The organism is Stenotrophomonas sp. CFBP 13718 (assembly GCF_014842145.1).
Lineage (GTDB): Bacteria > Pseudomonadota > Gammaproteobacteria > Xanthomonadales > Xanthomonadaceae > Stenotrophomonas.
Genome location: NZ_JACYVC010000005.1, coordinates 40,308 through 57,342, shown reverse-complemented (window position 1 = coordinate 57,342; position 17,035 = coordinate 40,308). Strand labels below are relative to the sequence as shown.

At 65.9% G+C, this 17,035-nt stretch carries 13 protein-coding genes; 12 read left to right on the top strand and 1 reads right to left on the bottom strand.

Annotated elements, in window-relative coordinates; all coding sequences use genetic code 11:
• The first annotated feature begins 506 nt into the window (after positions 1-506).
• The 6 genes from IFT58_RS09805 (at position 507) to IFT58_RS09780 (ending at position 4,784) form a co-directional block, all read left to right on the top strand.
• Entirely contained in the window at positions 507-869 is a 363-nt protein-coding gene (locus IFT58_RS09805; protein WP_188326889.1) for a GntR family transcriptional regulator, read from the top strand.
• Entirely contained in the window at positions 866-1,747 is an 882-nt protein-coding gene (locus IFT58_RS09800) for an ABC transporter ATP-binding protein (protein WP_188326888.1), read from the top strand. The genes IFT58_RS09805 and IFT58_RS09800 overlap by 4 nt, the downstream gene beginning before the upstream one ends.
• Positions 1,744-2,760, top strand: coding sequence for an ABC-2 transporter permease (locus IFT58_RS09795; RefSeq protein ID WP_192094586.1), 1,017 nt, complete (start codon positions 1,744-1,746; stop codon positions 2,758-2,760). The genes IFT58_RS09800 and IFT58_RS09795 overlap by 4 nt, the downstream gene beginning before the upstream one ends.
• Before the next feature lie 19 nt (positions 2,761-2,779).
• Positions 2,780-3,664, top strand: coding sequence for a DUF2807 domain-containing protein (locus IFT58_RS09790; protein ID WP_192094585.1), 885 nt, complete (start codon positions 2,780-2,782; stop codon positions 3,662-3,664).
• Positions 3,665-3,693: 29 nt separating this feature from the next.
• Positions 3,694-4,269 (top strand): hypothetical protein, encoded by a 576-nt coding sequence (locus tag IFT58_RS09785; protein ID WP_188326885.1) that lies wholly within the window; start codon positions 3,694-3,696, stop codon positions 4,267-4,269.
• Between the two features lie 89 nt (positions 4,270-4,358).
• On the top strand, positions 4,359-4,784 hold the full coding sequence (locus tag IFT58_RS09780) for a hypothetical protein (protein ID WP_192094584.1): 426 nt from the start codon (positions 4,359-4,361) through the stop codon (positions 4,782-4,784).
• 81 nt (positions 4,785-4,865) lie between these two features.
• On the opposite strand, the gene IFT58_RS09775 is transcribed toward IFT58_RS09780, so the two are convergent.
• Positions 4,866-6,290: a class II fumarate hydratase gene (locus IFT58_RS09775; protein WP_192094583.1), complete on the bottom strand. Its 1,425-nt coding sequence runs from the start codon at positions 6,288-6,290 to the stop codon at positions 4,866-4,868.
• 211 nt (positions 6,291-6,501) lie between these two features.
• Here IFT58_RS09775 and purB point away from each other — a divergent pair, with 211 nt between their 5' ends.
• The 6 genes from purB to lpdA all read left to right on the top strand — a co-directional run bounded on the left by purB (position 6,502) and on the right by lpdA (position 16,717).
• A complete protein-coding gene (purB, locus tag IFT58_RS09770; protein WP_188326882.1) occupies positions 6,502-7,869 on the top strand; it encodes an adenylosuccinate lyase in 1,368 nt (455 codons plus the stop codon).
• A gap of 672 nt (positions 7,870-8,541) precedes the next feature.
• Positions 8,542-9,972 (top strand): cupin domain-containing protein, encoded by a 1,431-nt coding sequence (locus IFT58_RS09765; RefSeq protein ID WP_192094582.1) that lies wholly within the window; start codon positions 8,542-8,544, stop codon positions 9,970-9,972.
• Between the two features lie 2 nt (positions 9,973-9,974).
• A complete protein-coding gene (locus tag IFT58_RS09760) occupies positions 9,975-10,877 on the top strand; it encodes a GNAT family N-acetyltransferase (protein ID WP_192094581.1) in 903 nt (300 codons plus the stop codon).
• A gap of 187 nt (positions 10,878-11,064) precedes the next feature.
• Positions 11,065-13,896, top strand: coding sequence for a 2-oxoglutarate dehydrogenase E1 component (locus IFT58_RS09755; RefSeq protein ID WP_192094580.1), 2,832 nt, complete (start codon positions 11,065-11,067; stop codon positions 13,894-13,896).
• A 40-nt stretch (positions 13,897-13,936) separates the two neighbouring features.
• Positions 13,937-15,148 (top strand): dihydrolipoyllysine-residue succinyltransferase, encoded by a 1,212-nt coding sequence (sucB, locus tag IFT58_RS09750; protein ID WP_188326878.1) that lies wholly within the window; start codon positions 13,937-13,939, stop codon positions 15,146-15,148.
• Positions 15,149-15,280: 132 nt separating this feature from the next.
• Entirely contained in the window at positions 15,281-16,717 is a 1,437-nt protein-coding gene (gene lpdA, locus IFT58_RS09745; RefSeq protein WP_192094579.1) for a dihydrolipoyl dehydrogenase, read from the top strand.
• The last annotated feature ends 318 nt before the right edge of the window (positions 16,718-17,035 follow it).

Here is a 17,035-nt window from a genome sequence, read left to right as displayed (position 1 = left end):
GCCAGGCGGCACCGGTGACGGCCGTCGAATCCAGAGCAGCAGGCCAGCGCCGCACGGCGCCCTGAACGCGCCGTCATCGAGGTGAAGCGTACGTGATGAGAACGTAGCGTTTATTTTCAACAGGTTACGCCACCAAAGCGGCAGCGGGCGTCCTATGCCTTCAGTTGGTCATACAGAAAGCTTGCACTCTGAATCGGTGGTGTTATAGTTGACTACAACACCAGTCACCTGAGACAGGGGCAGCCGATGAATACGTCATACCGACGTCGTACCACCCGCACAGCCGCCACCGCGGCGGGTCTGCTGCTGTTCTCAGTGTGGTTTGGTGCAGCGCCGGGGGGCGCCGGCAGCGTCGACGCCTCCCCCGCCCTTCAAAGCCTGCAGGATGCGGGCGTGCCGGAAGCTGGGAAAGCACCGCCGGCACCCTCCCCCCCGCGGCGGCTGAACAGCTCTTTGTCCATGCCGTATTTTTCTTTCGCACAGTCGCTGAATTCCCGGAGCTGACCATGAGCGATATCCAGTGGAGCGATGGCGCTCCTATCTACCGTCAGCTGAAGGAGCGCGTGATCGCCATGATGCTTGACGGAATAATCAAGCCGGGCGACGCCCTGCCCTCGGTACGCCAGGTGGCCGCCGATTACCAGTTGAATCCCATCACCGTGTCCCGTGCCTACCAGGAGCTCGCCGATGAGGGCCTGGTCGAGAAGCGCCGCGGTCTGGGCATGTTCATGACCGAAGAAGCGGCCACGCAGCTGCGCAGCAGCGAACGCGACCGTTTCCTCAACGAAGAGTGGCCGGCCGTGCTCGAGCGCATCCAGCGCCTGGGCCTGAACGTCAACGATCTGCTGACCCAGGGGAAAATCCAATGAATGCCGTAGCAACCCAGGATGTGGATGTCATTACCGCGCGGGGCCTGCGCAAGGCCTACAAGCGCACGCTGGCCCTGGACAACACCAGTTTCAGCATTCCGTCCGGCCGCATCGTCGGCCTGATCGGACCCAACGGTGCCGGCAAGACCACCGCGCTGAAGGCCCTGCTTGGCCTGACCGCGGTGGAGGGCGAGCTGAGCGTACTGGGCAAGGATCCGCGCACCCACCGCGATGAGCTGATGAATGACATCTGCTTCATCGCCGACGTTGCCGTGCTGCCGCGCTGGCTGAAGGTGCGCGAGGCGATCGACTTTGTCGCCGGCGTGCACCCGCGCTTTGACCGTGCCCGCTGCGAACGCTTTCTGTCCACCACCAAGCTGCAGCCGAAGCAGCGGGTACGCGAACTGTCCAAGGGCATGATCGTGCAGCTGCACCTGGCCCTGGTGATGGCCATCGACGCACGCGTGCTGGTGCTCGACGAGCCCACACTTGGCCTGGACATCCTGTACCGCAAGGAGTTCTACCAGCGCTTGCTGGAAGACTACTTCGACGAACAGAAGACGATCATCGTCACCACCCACCAGGTGGAAGAGATCGAGCACATCCTTACCGACGTGATGTTCATCCGTGATGGCAAGGTCGTGCTCAGTGCCGAGATGGATGAAGTGGGCGAGCGCTACACCGAGGTGCTGGTGAACGCCGACCAGGTCGACAACGCCCGCGCGCTGAAGCCCATCGACGAGCGCGCCCTGCCGTTCGGCAAATCCGTGCTGTTGTTCGACAACGTACCGCGCACGCAGCTGTCCACCCTGGGCGAAATCCGCAGCCCCGGCCTGGCCGATCTGTTCGTTGCCATCATGAAGGGAACCTACGCATGAACGCCGTGAACCATCCCATCAGCAAGGTCTCCACGCTGCGCTGGCTGCTCAAGCGCGAATACTGGGAAAACCGCGGCGGTTTCCTGTATGCCCCTTTCATCGCGGGCATCGCCTCGCTGGTGATGAGCACGGTCGGCATCGTCATCGGCCTGTTCGTCCTGCGCCGCGCCGCCTCGCAGGGCGACCTGCACATCAACAACAGTGACATCCAGGTCAATGGCCTGGACCTGGACCTGCTGACCCGCCAGCTCGATCCGAAGGACCTGGTCGAACTGGGCAACGGCCTGGACGCTACCCTGGCCCTGAGTTCGGCATGGCCCTTCGTGGTGCTTGGCTTCGTGGTGTTCTTCTACTGCCTGGGCGCGCTGTATGACGACCGCCGCGACCGCAGCATCCTGTTCTGGAAGTCGCTGCCGCTGTCCGATACCCAGACGGTGCTGTCCAAGCTGATCAGTGCGGTGCTGGTGGCGCCGATCATCGCCGTAGTGGCGTCGATCGTGACCATGCTGTGCTTCCTGGTGGTGATCTCGATCGTCGCCCTGACCCATGGCGGTGATCCGATGGCACTGATCTGGGGCCCCTCCAGCCCGCTGCTGCTCGCCGCCGGCCACCTCAGCTGGATCCCGGTGTTCATGCTGTGGTCGCTGCCGACCGTGGGCTGGCTGCTGCTGTGCTCGTCGTGGGCCAAGAGCAAGCCCTTCCTGTGGGCGGTGATGCTGCCGCTGTTCGCCGGCATCGTGGTCAGCACGACCAAGGTGATGGGCCTGTTTGACATGACCAGCGGCTGGTTCTGGCAGCACATCGTCGGCCGCCTGCTGCTGGGCACCATCCCGGGCGTGGAACTGGCCTACCGGCCCGAGGCTGCGATGTCGCGTGATTCGATCGTCGAGCTGCTGTCGCCGTCGCATCAGCTGGGTGCACTGGCCCTGCCGGAGATCTGGATCGGCGCCGCCGTCGGCATCGTCTTCATCTTCATCGCCATCCGCCTGCGCCGTCGCGCTGGCGAAATCTAACTCCAAGGAGCCACCCGCCATGCGTACCCTGCTCGCTTTCACCACGCTGATGCTGCTGCCGCTGTCCGCCCTGGCCAACGACGCGCCCTGCAAGTTCACCGAGACCCGGGACCTCACCCTGCAGCTTGACGGTGCGAAGACGGTCGTCTTCGAGGTCAACCAGCACGACCTGCATCTGCTGGCCGGCAAGGGTCCCGCCCAGTTGTCTGGCCGGGCCTGCGCCTCCAATGCCGACTGGCTGCGCGAGTTGACGCTGACCCAGCAGCGCAGTGGCGACAAGCTGGTGGTGAGCCTGCGCCGCGAGGGCAAGCAGTCGTGGTCGATGGGAACGGACAGCTATGCCTGGCTGGATATCCGCGGCAGCGTGCCGGCCGATGTGATGGTGCAGCTGAAGGTGGGTTCCGGTGATGCACACGTCGATGGCGCCCGGTCGCTGAGCGTGGACGTGGGCTCCGGCGATGCCGATGTCCTGCGCACACAGGGCGCCGTGCACGCGACGGTGGGCTCGGGCGATCTGATGATCGACGGCGCCGAGAGCGTGAACCTGCTGTCGGTCGGCTCTGGCGACGCCAAGGTGTCGCATGTCCGTCGCGACCTGCAGGTGGGCACCATCGGTTCCGGCGATGCGGACCTGCGTGATATCGGCGGCAACGTGCGCATCGACACCATCGGATCGGGCGACGCGGACGTGCGCGTGGTAGGCGGCAATGCGGACATCGGCGTGGTCGGCTCCGGTGACGTCGAGCTGCGCGACATCACCGGCAACCTGAAGGTCGGCGCACACGGCTCGGGGGATGTACGGGTCAACGGTGTCGGCGGCAACCTGACCGTCGAACGCAGTGGCAGCGGCAGCATCCGCCATGACGGCGTGCGCGGCACTGTCAGCCTGCCGCGTGGCAAGTAACCCCTGATCCTTTGACACGGAATCCCATCATGAACCTGCGCCCCCTGCTCCTGCCTGCCCTGCTCGCCCTGTCCCTCACCGCCTGCGACCGGGCAGGGAACGATGCAGCCAAATCGGTTACCGACTCCACCAGCACCATCGGCCGCACGGTGCAGGAAGCCACCGACACGGCGCGTAAAGAAATGGCGACCACCAACTTCAAGCTGACCGTCGACGGGCTGCCGACGGCGGAGATCACCCCGCAGGGGGGCTTGCTGATCCAGGGCAAGGACGTGGTGACCACCGCCGAACAACGCGCCCAACTGCTGGAGTACCGGCACCAGATCGAACGCATTGCCGAAGCCGGCATGCAGATCGGCGTGTCCGGGGCGAACCTGGGCGTCAAGGCAGCCGGTGAGGCGCTGAAAGGGGTCTTCAGCGGAAAGACCGACGGCATCGAAGAGCGCATCAACGCCGAGGCCGACAAGATGAAAGAACAGGCAAAAGGCATCTGCGACCAGCTGCCCGCAATGATGGCGTCCCAGCAGGCCCTCGCGGCGACGCTGCCCGAGTTTGCGCCTTACGCGAAGATGGACCACAACGACATCGTCGACTGCGGCAAATGAGCGCACCCGGCCGCCACCGCCCCTGCGGCGGCGGCTGGAGCGCGTTACCGGTATTACACTAGGCGGCTCCCCTCCCTCTCTGGACCGCCATGAAGAAGCTGTTCCTGCTGCTGGCCGCCCTGTCCTGCCTGATGCTCGCTGGCTGTGACCAGGAGTACCGCAACCACCGCGTGGAGCGCAGCAAGCCCAAGATCACCGTCAGCGACACGATGGTCACCGTGCGCCGCGCGCCAGCGCCCAACATCATCATCCTGGCCAACGGCCACATGAAGGTGGACGAGATCGAGATACCGTTGCAGCCCAACCAGCAGCAGATGCTGCAGCAGATGTTCGGCCACCTGCAGGTACTGCGGCAGAACACGCTGGTCGATGCGCCGGCCGACCCGGACAGGAAGCCGGTGAAGATCGTGCCCCCCGAAGGAAGCAATCCGATCCCGGCCGACCTGGTGCAGGTGATCCCGGAGTTCAAGGATTACACCGAGACGTTCGGCAACCTGCAGGCCGACCGCCGCTGAGGGCCGACCGATCACGCAGGATCCGGACAGTCTGGAGCGCCGAGCCACGCTCGGCGACGCAGACCGTCCGGCGCCGGTAAATCAACCGCCGGCGGGGATTCCGCCAGCGGTCAAGGCCTTCGGATCCAGCAGCCGACGCAGCTCGGCTTCCTCCAGGCCGCTGTCTTCCACTGCGACGTCCAGCACCGGACGCTGCTCCTTGTACGCGCGCTTGGCGATCGCCGCCGCTTTTTCATAGCCGATGATCGGATTCAGCGCGGTGACCAGGATCGGATTGCGGTCCAGCGCCTCACGCACGCGGTCCTCGCGCACGGTCAGTCCGTCGATGGCGCTGTCGGCAAGCAGCCGTGACACATTCGCCAGCAGGTTGATGCTGTCCAGCAGGTTCACCGCGATCAGCGGCAGGGTCACGTTCAACTGGAAGTTGCCCGTCTGCCCGGCCACGGTGATCGCCGTGTGGTGGCCGATCACCTGCGCGCAGGCCATTACCGTCGCTTCCGGAATCACCGGGTTGACCTTGCCCGGCATGATCGAGCTGCCAGGCTGCAGCGCGGGCAGCTCGATCTCGCCCAGACCGGCCAACGGACCGGCATTCATCCAGCGCAGGTCGTTGGCGATCTTGATCAGCGCTACCGCAAGGGCGTTGAGCTGGCCGGAGATCTCCACCGCATCATCCTGCGCGGCGAGCCCTTCGAACTTGTTGGCGGCGCTCTCGAACTTCACCCCGGTACTGCTTTTCAGGACCTTGGCCACGCGCTCGCCGAAACGCGGGTCGGCGTTGATGCCGGTACCGATGGCGGTGCCTCCCAACGGCAGGCGGCGCAGACGCTTCAGGCTGTCGTCGAACCGGTCCTGTGCCGACGCCAACTGGGCCGACCACGCCGAGAATTCCTGCTCGAAGGTCAGCGGCATCGCATCCATGAGATGGGTACGGCCCGTCTTGACCACCTTGCGCAGGCTGCGGCCCTTGCGGTCGATGACCTTGCGCAGGTGGGCCAGCGCGGGCAGCAGGTCTTCCTGTGCCGCCAGCGCGGCGGACACCCGCAGCGCAGTGGGAATCACATCGTTCGAGCTCTGGCCCTGGTTGACGTGGTCATTGGGGTGCACCGTGATGCGGCCCGCCTTGCCGGCGCGGTTGGCCAGCGTGGCGATGACCTCGTTGGCATTCATGTTCGAGGAGGTACCCGAGCCGGTCTGGTAGACATCGATCGGGAAGTGCGCGTCCCACTCGCCACCCGCCACTTCGGCCGCCGCCAACTGCACGGCCTTGGCGATGTTCTTCGGCAGGTGGCCCAGATCGGCATTGACCTCGGCGGCCGCGCCCTTGACCAGGCCGAGTGCGCGGATGAAGCCCCGCGGCATGCGCTGGCCGGACACCGGGAAGTTGTCCACGGCACGCTGGGTCTGCGCGCCCCACAGGGCGTCCGCGGGCACCTGCAGCTCGCCCATGCTGTCATGTTCGGTCCGGAAACCGGTGCTGGAAATGGTGCTGGAACGCTTGCTCATCGATCAACTCCGCAATCTTTCAGGGGGAAAGGGACACTGCGGCTGGCATCGGGCAGAGTCCCTGGCTGGCGTCTGGTTTCAGGATACCGCGTGGGGATGGCGACGGGCCGTCAACGCACTGGCGGCGGCAACCGGCGGCGGCCTGCGGGGCATGCCGCATGCCCAGCTGGATTAGACTATGCCCCCCGCCGTTTCCCAGCTGCCTGCCGACATGTCCGAATCTGCCCTGCTCGCCCTGTCCCCGCTCGATGGCCGTTATGCCGGCAAGGTCGATGCCCTGCGCCCGATCTTTTCCGAGTACGGCCTGATCAAGGCGCGCATCAAGGTGGAAGTGGAATGGCTGCTGGCGCTCGCCGCCGAGCCGGCCATCGTGGAGCTGGCACCGTTCTCGGCAGCCGCCACCACCCGCCTGCGTGCGCTGGCCGATGGCTTCAGCCCCGCGCAGGCCGCACGCGTGAAGGACATCGAGCGCACCACCAACCATGACGTCAAGGCGGTGGAATACTTCATCAAGGAACAGCTGAAGGACGATGCCGAGCTGGCCCCGGCGCTGGAGTTCGTGCACTTCGCCTGCACCAGCGAAGACATCAACAACCTCAGCTACGGCCTGATGCTGGAGCAGGCCCGCCGCGAGGTGCTGCTGCCGACCCTCGATGGCATCGCGGCATCGCTGCGCAGCCTCGCCCATGCACAGGCCGCGCAGCCGATGCTGTCGCGCACCCACGGCCAGACCGCCTCGCCGACCACCCTGGGCAAAGAGCTGGCCAATGTGGTCGCCCGCTTGGAACGCCAGCGTCGTCAGATCGCCGCGGTCGAGCTGACCGGCAAGATCAACGGCGCAGTGGGCAACTACAACGCGCACGTGGTCAGCTACCCGGACGTGGACTGGCCGCTGTTCGCCCAGCGCTTCGTCGAAGGCCTGGGCCTGGTGTTCAACCCGTACACCACGCAGATCGAGCCGCATGACAACGTGGCCGAGATCGGTGATGCCGCACGTCGCGCCAACACCATCCTGATCGACCTCTCCCGCGACGTGTGGGGCTACATCTCACTGGGCTATTTCAAGCAGCGCCTGAAGGAAGGCGAGGTCGGCTCGTCCACCATGCCGCACAAGGTCAACCCGATCGACTTCGAGAACGCCGAGGGCAACTTCGGCATCGCCAACGCGTTGTTCGAGCATTTCAGCGCCAAGCTGCCGATCAGCCGCTGGCAGCGTGACCTGACCGACTCCACCGTGCTGCGGGCACTGGGCACGGCGTTCGGCCACACCCAGGTGGCGCTGGATTCGTTGGCCAAGGGCATCGGCAAGCTGGAAGTGAACCCGCAGCGTCTGGATGCGGACCTGGACGGTGCGTGGGAAGTGCTGGCCGAGGCCGTGCAGACGGTGATGCGTCGCCATGGCCTGCCCAATCCGTACGAGCAGCTGAAGGCGCTGACCCGCGGCCAGGGCATCACGGCCGAGTCGATGCGCGCGTTCGTGGAATCGCTGGAACTGCCGGAAGACGCCAAGCAGCGCCTGCGCGAACTGACCCCAGGCGGCTACGCCGGCCTGGCGGCCGACCTCGCCCGCGCAATCTGAGTGTGTGCCGGGCTGCGCCCGGCACCTGCTTTCAAAGCTACAGCAACAGCAACGTCAAAGGCTGCAGGGCTGCTTGTTGGCGGGGCGGGGCTGGGCTGGCGGGGGACGGCAAGAGCCGCATCCTGCGGGCCTCGTTGCGCGCCATCCATGGCGGGGTCCACGTCATCGCATTCGCGCTGCCGCTCCCACGCTTTGCTTCGCAAACCGCGGGCCCCGTCTCACCAGCACCCACACCCCGCCGCTTCGCGGCCGCCCCTGACTCAGGGGCTCCCTCCACCAGATGGGTCAATGGGGTCTGCGGTAGCGCCGAGCCGTGCTCGGCGGAATGTCTCCGCCAACCCCGCTGCGCTCGCCGACCATGGGTCGGCGCTACCGCTTTTCCTTTTTCTTTATTACGCGGCTGGCGGCCACGGAATCTGTCAGAGGGCCGGGCGGTGGGGCTGGGCGGGGGCGTTGAGCGCCATGGATGGCGCGAAACGAGGCCCGCATGGATGCGGCTCTTGCCGTCCCCCGCCCAGCCCCACCGCCCGGCCCCAAGCACGTAACCCGCTTTCGCAGCCGCCCACCGCGAGGGGGTCCCACCCGTTCGACACCACCCCGCCCGAGCGCGGACAATAGGCCATCAGCGGCCCCGACAGGCCGCCCCCTGTTTCCGCTGCAAGGATCTCCCCCATGGCCGCACGCACACCCGCACCCCGCCCCAAGCCCTTCGCCATCGAAGTCCACGCGACCGCCGCCAAGCCGCTGGGCATGGCCCCCGCGACCTTCCTGCGCGACTACTGGCAGAAGCGCCCGCTGCTCATCCGCAACGCCTTCGCTGATTTCCAGACCCCGGTGACCCCGGAAGACCTGGCCGGCCTGGCCTGCGAGGACGGCGTGCTGGCCCGCCTGATCGAACACGACCGCGGCACCGACAGCTGGCGCGTGCGTACCGGTCCCTTCCAGGAAGCGGTGTTCCCTGCCCTGCCCGAACAGGACTGGACCCTGCTGGTGCAGGACGTGGACAAGTGGGACCCGGACGTGCGGGCGCTGATCGCACGGTTCGACTTCCTGCCCCGCTGGCGGATGGACGACGTGATGATCAGCTTCGCTGCCGCCGGCGGCTCGGTGGGCGCGCACGTGGACCAGTACGACGTGTTCCTGCTGCAGGGCCACGGCCACCGGCGCTGGCAGATCGACGCCAGCGAATCCACCAAGGGCAAGCGGCCAGCGCTGGATTTCCGCCCCGACATCGAGCTCAAGCAGCTCACGAAATTCAAGCCGACCCACGACTGGGTGCTGGCGCCGGGCGACATGCTCTACCTGCCGCCGAACGTACCGCACAACGGCGTGGCCGAGGATGCGTGCCTGACGTTCTCCTTCGGCATGCGCGCGCCGGCCTCGGCCGAGCTGATCAGCGATTACCTGGATACGCTGGTCGTGGACGCCGACGAGTCCATCCGCTATCAGGATCCGGACCTGAAGCTGCCGGAAGATCCCAACGAAATCGACGTGGCGGCCATGAACCGGGTCGTCGCCGCGCTCAATGCCATCCGGATGAATGACCCGGACAAGCTGGGTGACTGGTTCGGCCGGTTCATCACCACCTACCGGGCCGCCGGTGAAGTCATGCCCAGCGGGCCGGCACCGTCGTTGGACGAGGTCGACCAGGCGCTGGCGCATGGGCTGCTGCTGGAGCGGCACCCCTGGGCGCGGCTGGCATGGCGTCGTGCCAAGCGCGGTGCCAGCCTGTATTGCAGCGGCCTGGACCTGAGTGTGCCGGTCAAGGACGCGCAGCGCATCGCGGCGGCCGAACGGCTGGACGAGGCAGCTTGGCGCGGCCTGTCGGCGAAGGGGCACCAAGCGCTGCAGGAGCTGATGGTGCTGGGCTTCTACCAGCTCACCGATCCCCGCGATACGGACGACGAGCAGGACGACGTGCTGGATGCCAGCGCGGAGGTGGTCGCGGCGGTGGAAACGGTCGAGACCATCGAGGTCGACGACTTCTCCGACGATGTGCGCGAAGTCAACGTGCACGAAGACGGCGTGGAAGTGGTGGTGAGCTTCGACGAGGACGATGAAGAAGACGAGCAGGAGGACGGCGCCGGCCAGCGCCGCCACTGAGCATGACGGCCTTCCACGTCGAGCGCGCTGACTATGCGCTCCACCACGCCGACCTTCACCGCGTGCGCCATCAGGTGTTCGTCGTCGAGCAGAGCGTGCCCGCTGATCTGGAGCGCGACGAACTGGACGCGGTCTGCGTGCAGGTACTGGCCCGCGACGCCGACGGCGCGCCGATCGGCACCGGCCGCCTGCTGCCCGATGGCCGCATCGGCCGGATGGCGGTGCTGCGGGGATGGCGCAGCCGGGGCGTGGGCGAAGCGCTGCTGCAGGCCTTGGTCCAGGCAGCCACGGACGCCGGCCTGCCACAGGTCAGCCTGCATGCGCAGTTGCCCGCCTGCGACTTCTATGCGCGGCAGGGCTTCGTGCCGGAGGGCGGCCGGTTCGAAGAGGCCGGCATCACCCACCTGCAGATGCGCCGCGCGCTGGGTGCACCGATGGCGGTCGAAGGTCGCGAGGCCGCGCTGGCGGTGACCACGGCCATCCTCCATCGCGCGCGCCGCCGCCTGTGGATCCACAGCCGCCAGCTGGACCCCGGCCTGCTGGACGCACCCGCCGTGCAGCAGGCGCTGCGACGCTTTGCCACCCGTACGCACGACAAGCAGGTGCGGGTGATCGTGCACGATGCGGCCGCGGTGCAGGCAGCGGGCGCACCGCTGCTGGCGCTGGCGCAACGGCTGCCCAGCGTCTTCCAGTTCCGCGAGGTCAGCGACCCGGTCGACCGCGCACTGGCATCGGCCTGTGCCTGCAATGACAGCGGCGACTACTACTTTCGTCTGATGGGCCATCGACTGGACGGCGAAGCGGGCATTGCCCTGCCATCACGTTCGCAGCCGTTCGAGCAACAATTGCAGCGGGTCTGGGACCGTTCGCGTGAATGCAACGAGCTGCGGGCTCTCGGGATCTGAGCCCGGCACCCCACTGCAACCTGTCTGCCAGCGGCACGGCAGGCCACCCAAAGCACCCCGCAGCGCCCCTTCATTCGGCGGATAGGGGTACAATTCAAGTGTTTGAACGCGCCCGTGCATGGCTATTCATCCAGTCGGCCGGGTACTTCCAGAGCCCTACCCCACAAGCGAATAATCACTCTCCATCGTGGACAATCTACTGAAGCAGTTTGCGCAATCATCGCAACTCGCCGGCGGCAACGCCTCCTATGTCGAGGATCTGTACGAGCAGTACCTCGTCTCGCCGGACAGTGTCGATCCCAAATGGAAGGCCTACTTCGATGGCTTCCAGGGTCGCGAAGCCGGTGACATCCCGCACTCGGCCGTCATTGCGCACATCGCAGACGCCGCCAAGGGTGCGCTGAAGAGCGGTACGGGCGAAGGTGCCGGTGACGAGCGCGAGCGCAATGTCGGCCGCCTGATCACCGCCTACCGTTCGCGTGGCCACCTCGGTGCGCGCCTGGATCCGCTCGGCCTGGCCGAACCGACCAACCCGCCGGACCTGGGCTTGCCCTTCCACAGCCTGTCCGATGGTGACCTGAACGCAGAGTTCAGCACCGGCGGCGTGGGTGGCCAGCCGCGCATGAAACTGCGTGACCTGCTGGCGCGCCTGAAGGCGACCTACACCGGTTCGATCGGTGCGGAGTTCATGCACATCTCCGAGGTCGAGCAGCGCCAGTGGATCTACAAAAAGCTCGAGCTCGCCGGTGGCGACTACGCGCTGGATGCGGATACCAAGCGCCGCACGCTGGAGCGCCTGACCGCTGCGGAAGGCCTGGAACGCTACCTGCACACCAAGTACGTGGGCCAGAAGCGCTTTTCGCTGGAAGGCGGCGACGCGCTGATCCCGATGATGGACACCATCATCCGTGATGCCGGCAAGGACGGCGTCAAGGACGTGGTGATCGGCATGGCCCATCGTGGCCGCTTGAACGTGCTGGTCAATACGCTGGGCAAGAACCCGCGCAAGCTGTTCGACGAATTCGAAGGCAAGTTCGAGCACGACAACCATGCCTCCGCTGGTGACGTGAAGTACCACATGGGCTTCTCCGCCGATGTCAGCACTGACGGCGGCCCGGTTCATCTGGCGCTGGCGTTCAACCCGTCGCACCTGGAAATCGCCGATCCGGTGGTGGCCGGTTCGGTGCGGTCGCGCCAGGAACGCCGCAGCGACACCGAGCGCAAGCAGGTGATGCCGATCCTGATCCACGGTGATGCGGCGTTTGCCGGTCAGGGCGTGGTGATGGAGCTGTTCCAGATGTCGCAGGCGCGCGGTTTCGCCGTCGGCGGCACCGTGCATATCGTGGTCAACAACCAGGTCGGCTTCACCACGTCGAACCCGGAAGACTCGCGCTCCACGCTGTACTGCACCGATGTGGCCAAGATGATCGCCGCACCGGTCTTCCACGTGAACGGTGATGATCCCGAGGCCGTGGTGTTCGCTGCCAAGCTGGCCTTCGAGTTCCGGCAGAAGTTTGCCAAGGACGTGGTCATCGACCTGATGTGCTACCGCCGCTGGGGCCATAACGAAGCCGATGAGCCGGCCATCACCCAGCCGTTGATGTACCAGGTGATCCGCAAGCACAAGACCACCCGCGAGATGTACGCCGAGCAGCTTGAGCAGGCCGGCGTGATCGAATCCGGTGGCGGCAAGGCACTGGTGGATGGCTACCGCGTCAAGCTGGACAGCGGCGAGTACACCACCGAGCTGGCCAAGGTGGAGAAGACCCCGCCGACGAGCCCGCTGTTCGTGGACTGGCCGAAGCTGCTGGACGGCAAGCTGTCGGACAGCATCAGCACCGCGGTGGGCATGGAGAAGCTGACCGATCTGGCCAAGCGGATCACCACCATCCCGGAAAGCGTGCAGGTCCATTCGCGCGTCGCCAAGGTGTATGACGACCGTCGCAAGATGGCCGCCGGCGAGATTCCGGGCGACTGGGGCTTTGCGGAAAACCTGGCCTACGCCACCCTGCTCGACGAAGGCCATCGCCTGCGTCTGGTCGGTCAGGACGTCGGCCGCGGTACGTTCACGCACCGCCACGCGATCCTGCACGACCAGAACACCGACAACTACTACCTGCCGCTGCGGCAGCTGGTGGACGCGCCGGAAAAAGCCACCATCATCGATTCGCTGCTCAGCGAAGAAGCCGTGATGGCATTCGAGTACGGGTTCTCCACCACCGACCCGGGCACCCTGTGCATCTGGGAAGGCCAGTTCGGCGATTTCGCCAACGGCGCCCAGGTGGTGATCGACCAGTTCATCGCCGCCGGTGAAGCCAAGTGGGGCCGCCTGACCGGTCTGACCCTGCTTTTGCCGCATGGGTATGAAGGCCAGGGTCCGGAACACAGCTCGGCACGCCTTGAGCGCTTCCTGCAGCTGTGCGCGCTGGAGAACATGCTGGTGGTGGTCCCGTCCACGCCGGCGCAGGCCTTCCACATGCTGCGTCGCCAGCAGCACCTGACCACGCGCAAGCCGCTGATCGTGATGTCGCCCAAGTCGCTGCTGCGCCACAAGCTGGCCGTGTCGACGCTGGAAGAACTGGCCAATGGCGAGTTCCAGCACCTCATCGGTGATGCCAAGGCAGATCCGAAGAAGGTCAAGCGCGTGGTGCTGTGCTCGGGCAAGGTCTACTACGACCTGCTGGAAGACCAGACCAAGCGGGGCCAGGACGACGTGGCGATCATCCGCGTGGAGCAGCTGTACCCGTTCCCGCGCGCGCTGCTGGCTGCCGAACTGAAGAAGTACGGCAATGCCACCGACGTGGTGTGGACGCAGGAAGAGCCGCAGAACCAGGGTGCGTGGTACCAGATCCGCCACCACCTGCAGTTCTGCGTCGGCGAAGGCCAGAACCTCCATTACGCAGGTCGTGCACGGTCGGCATCGCCGGCAGCCGGCCACATGGCTGACCACGTCATCGAGCAGCAGAAGCTGGTCGCCGATGCGCTGGTCAACCCGTTCGACGACTCGGTCGCCGAATAACCTCCCCATTCCACGAAAAAAGAACCCAGGAAGCCCCCGCATGGCCACCGAAGTCAAAGTCCCGGTACTGCCCGAATCCGTCTCCGACGGCACCATCGCCACCTGGCACAAGAAGGTCGGCGACGCCGTCAAGCGTGACGAGAATCTGGTTGACCTGGAGACCGACAAGGTCGTTCTGGAAGTCCCGTCGACCGTCGACGGCGTGCTGAAGGAAATCAAGTTCCAGGAAGGTGACACCGTCACCAGCTCCCAGGTGCTGGCGATCATCGAGGAAGGTGCCGTGGCTGAAGCCGCAGCCCCGGCCCCGGCCGCTGAAGAAAAGAAGGCCGAAGCTGCACCGGCACAGGCCACCGACGCACCGAAGGCCGCTGCCGCTCCGGCACCGGCTGCGAAGTCCGCCGCCGATTCGCTGCCCCCGGGCGCCCGTTTCTCGGCGATCACCGAAGGTGTGAACCCGGCTGACGTGGACGGTACCGGTCGTCGTGGCGCGGTGACCAAGGAAGACATCGTCAACTACGCCCGCAACGGCGGCGCTGGCAAGGCCGGTGGTGCGCGTCCGGAAGAACGCGTGCCGATGACCCGCATGCGCAAGCGCATCGCCGACCGCCTGATGGAATCCAAGAACGGCACCGCGATGCTGACCACCTTCAACGAGGTCAACCTCGCCAAGGTATCGGCCGCGCGCAAGGAACTGCAGGAAGAGTTCCAGAAGGCGCACGGCATCAAGCTCGGCTTCATGAGCTTCTTCGTCAAGGCCGCCGCCAACGCGCTGCAGCGCTTCCCGCTGGTCAATGCGTCCATCGACGGCAGCGACATCATCTATCACGGCTTCTCGGACATCTCCATCGCGGTGTCCACCGAAAAGGGCCTGGTCACTCCGGTACTGCGCAACGTCGAACGCCAGTCGTTCGCCGATATCGAAAAGGGCATCGCCGAGTACGCCAAGAAGGCGCGTGACGGCAAGCTGAGCCTGGACGACCTGCAGGGTGGCACCTTCACCGTGACCAACGGCGGCACCTTCGGTTCGCTGCTGTCCACCCCGATCATCAACCCGCCGCAGAGCGCCATCCTGGGCATGCACGCGATCAAGGAACGTCCGATCGCCGAGAACGGCCAGGTCGTGATCGCGCCGATGATGTATCTGGCGCTGTCCTACGACCACCGCATCATCGACGGCAAGGATTCGGTGCAGTTCCTGGTGGACATCAAGAACCAGCTGGAAAACCCGGGCCGCATGCTGTTCGGCCTGTAAGACCCGCCGACCCCTCCCGCCCGCGGGAGGGGTCTGTCGATTCAGGGGCACGGCCACCGCCCTGCCCGCCTCCCGGCGCCTCGCGCCACCGATCCGTTCCACGGGTCGAGGAATGCAACAAGGAACCTTCAAATGGCTGAACAATTCGACGTCGTCGTCATCGGTGCCGGCCCGGCCGGTTACCACGCCGCCATCCGTGCCGCGCAGCTGGGCCTGAAGACGGCCTGCATCGACGCGGCGCTGGGCAAGGACGGCAAGCCGGCACTCGGCGGCACCTGCCTGCGCGTGGGCTGCATCCCGTCCAAGGCGCTGCTGGATTCCTCGCGCCAGTACTGGAACATGGGCCACATCTTTGGCGACCACGGCATCAGCTTCAAGGATGCCAAGATGGACGTCGAGGCGATGGTTGGCCGCAAGGACAAGATCGTCAAGCAGTTCACCGGTGGCATCGCCATGCTGTTCAAGGCGAACAAGGTGGCTGCGTATTACGGTTTCGGCGAGCTGCAGAAGGACAACGTGGTCAAGGTGACCCAGCACGACGGCTCGATCGTCGAGCTGAAGGGCACCAACGTGATCATCGCCGCCGGCTCGGACTCGATCGAACTGCCGTTCGCCAAGTTCGACGGTGAGACCATCGTCGACAACGTCGGCGGCCTGGATTTCACCGAAGTCCCGAAGCGTCTGGCCGTGATCGGCGCCGGTGTGATCGGCCTGGAACTGGGCAGCGTGTGGAAGCGCCTGGGTTCGGAAGTGACGATCCTGGAAGCCCTGCCGGACTTCCTGGCCGCCGCCGACGCCGAAGTGGGCAAGGTCGCGCTGAAGGAGTTCAAGAAGCAGGGCCTGGACATCAAGCTGGGCGCCAAGGTGTCCAAGGCTGAAGTCACCGGCAAGGGCAAGAAAGCCGAAGTCGCGCTGACCTATGCCGACAGCGAAGGCGAGAAGTCGCTGACCGTGGACAAGCTGCTGGTGGCCGTCGGCCGTCGCGCAGCGACCAAGGGCCTGCTGGCTGAAGGCACCGGCGTCAAGATCAACGAGCGCGGCCAGATCGCAGTGGACGCGCATTGCCACACCGGCGTCAATGGCGTGTGGGCGGTCGGTGACTGCGTGCGCGGCCCGATGCTGGCACACAAGGGCTTCGAGGAAGGCATCGCCGTGGCCGAGCTGATCGCGGGCCTGCCGGGCCACGTCAATTTCGACACCATCCCGTGGGTCATCTACACCGAGCCGGAGCTGGCCTGGGTCGGCAAGACGGAGCAGCAGCTGAAGGCGGAAGGCATTCCGTACAAGGCCGGCAGCTTCCCGTTCGCCGCCAATGGCCGTGCGGTTGCGATGATCGAGCCGACCGGCTTCGTCAAGGTGCTGGCACATGCCGAAACCGATCGCATCCTGGGCATGCACCTGGTCGGCGCGAATGTGTCCGAGCTGGTGCACGAAGGCGTGCTGACCATGGAGTTCAGCGGTTCGGCCGATGATCTGGCGCGCATCTGCCACGCCCATCCGTCGCTGTCGGAAGTGGTGCACGACGCGGCGATGGCCGTCAGCAAGCGCGCGATCCACAAGGCGAACTGATACCGCCTTGGTGGCGTAACGAAAAACCCCGCTTCGGCGGGGTTTTTTTTGTGGCCTCAGGGTGCCGGCCGGCTGCTTTGCCCTGGGGTAGAGCCGACTTCAGTCGGCTGCCGGTTGCATGACCGATGACCGCCAGCCGACTGAAGTCAGCTCTACCGAGCGGCGGCTGTCAGGCCGGCCGGCTGCTTTGCCTTGGGTAGAGCCGACTTCAGTCGGCTGCGGGGTGCATCACCGACGACGGCCAGCCGACTGAAGTCGGCTCTACCGAGCGGCGGCGGTCAGGCCGGCCGGCTGCGGGGTGCATCACCGACGACGGCC

Bases quoted from the DNA above. Each gene is read 5' to 3' on its own strand.
- IFT58_RS09785 (WP_188326885.1), top strand. From the start codon at position 3,694: ATGAACCTGCGCCCCCTGCTCCTGCCTGCCCTGCTCGCCCTGTCCCTC.
- IFT58_RS09805 (WP_188326889.1), top strand. From the start codon at position 507: ATGAGCGATATCCAGTGGAGCGATGGCGCTCCTATCTACCGTCAGCTG.
- IFT58_RS09775 (WP_192094583.1), bottom strand. From the start codon at position 6,290: ATGAGCAAGCGTTCCAGCACCATTTCCAGCACCGGTTTCCGGACCGAA.
- sucB (WP_188326878.1), top strand. From the start codon at position 13,937: ATGGCCACCGAAGTCAAAGTCCCGGTACTGCCCGAATCCGTCTCCGAC.
- IFT58_RS09795 (WP_192094586.1), top strand. From the start codon at position 1,744: ATGAACGCCGTGAACCATCCCATCAGCAAGGTCTCCACGCTGCGCTGG.
- IFT58_RS09790 (WP_192094585.1), top strand. From the start codon at position 2,780: ATGCGTACCCTGCTCGCTTTCACCACGCTGATGCTGCTGCCGCTGTCC.
- IFT58_RS09765 (WP_192094582.1), top strand. From the start codon at position 8,542: ATGGCCGCACGCACACCCGCACCCCGCCCCAAGCCCTTCGCCATCGAA.
- IFT58_RS09800 (WP_188326888.1), top strand. From the start codon at position 866: ATGAATGCCGTAGCAACCCAGGATGTGGATGTCATTACCGCGCGGGGC.
- IFT58_RS09760 (WP_192094581.1), top strand. From the start codon at position 9,975: ATGACGGCCTTCCACGTCGAGCGCGCTGACTATGCGCTCCACCACGCC.
- lpdA (WP_192094579.1), top strand. From the start codon at position 15,281: ATGGCTGAACAATTCGACGTCGTCGTCATCGGTGCCGGCCCGGCCGGT.
- purB (WP_188326882.1), top strand. From the start codon at position 6,502: ATGTCCGAATCTGCCCTGCTCGCCCTGTCCCCGCTCGATGGCCGTTAT.
- IFT58_RS09780 (WP_192094584.1), top strand. From the start codon at position 4,359: ATGAAGAAGCTGTTCCTGCTGCTGGCCGCCCTGTCCTGCCTGATGCTC.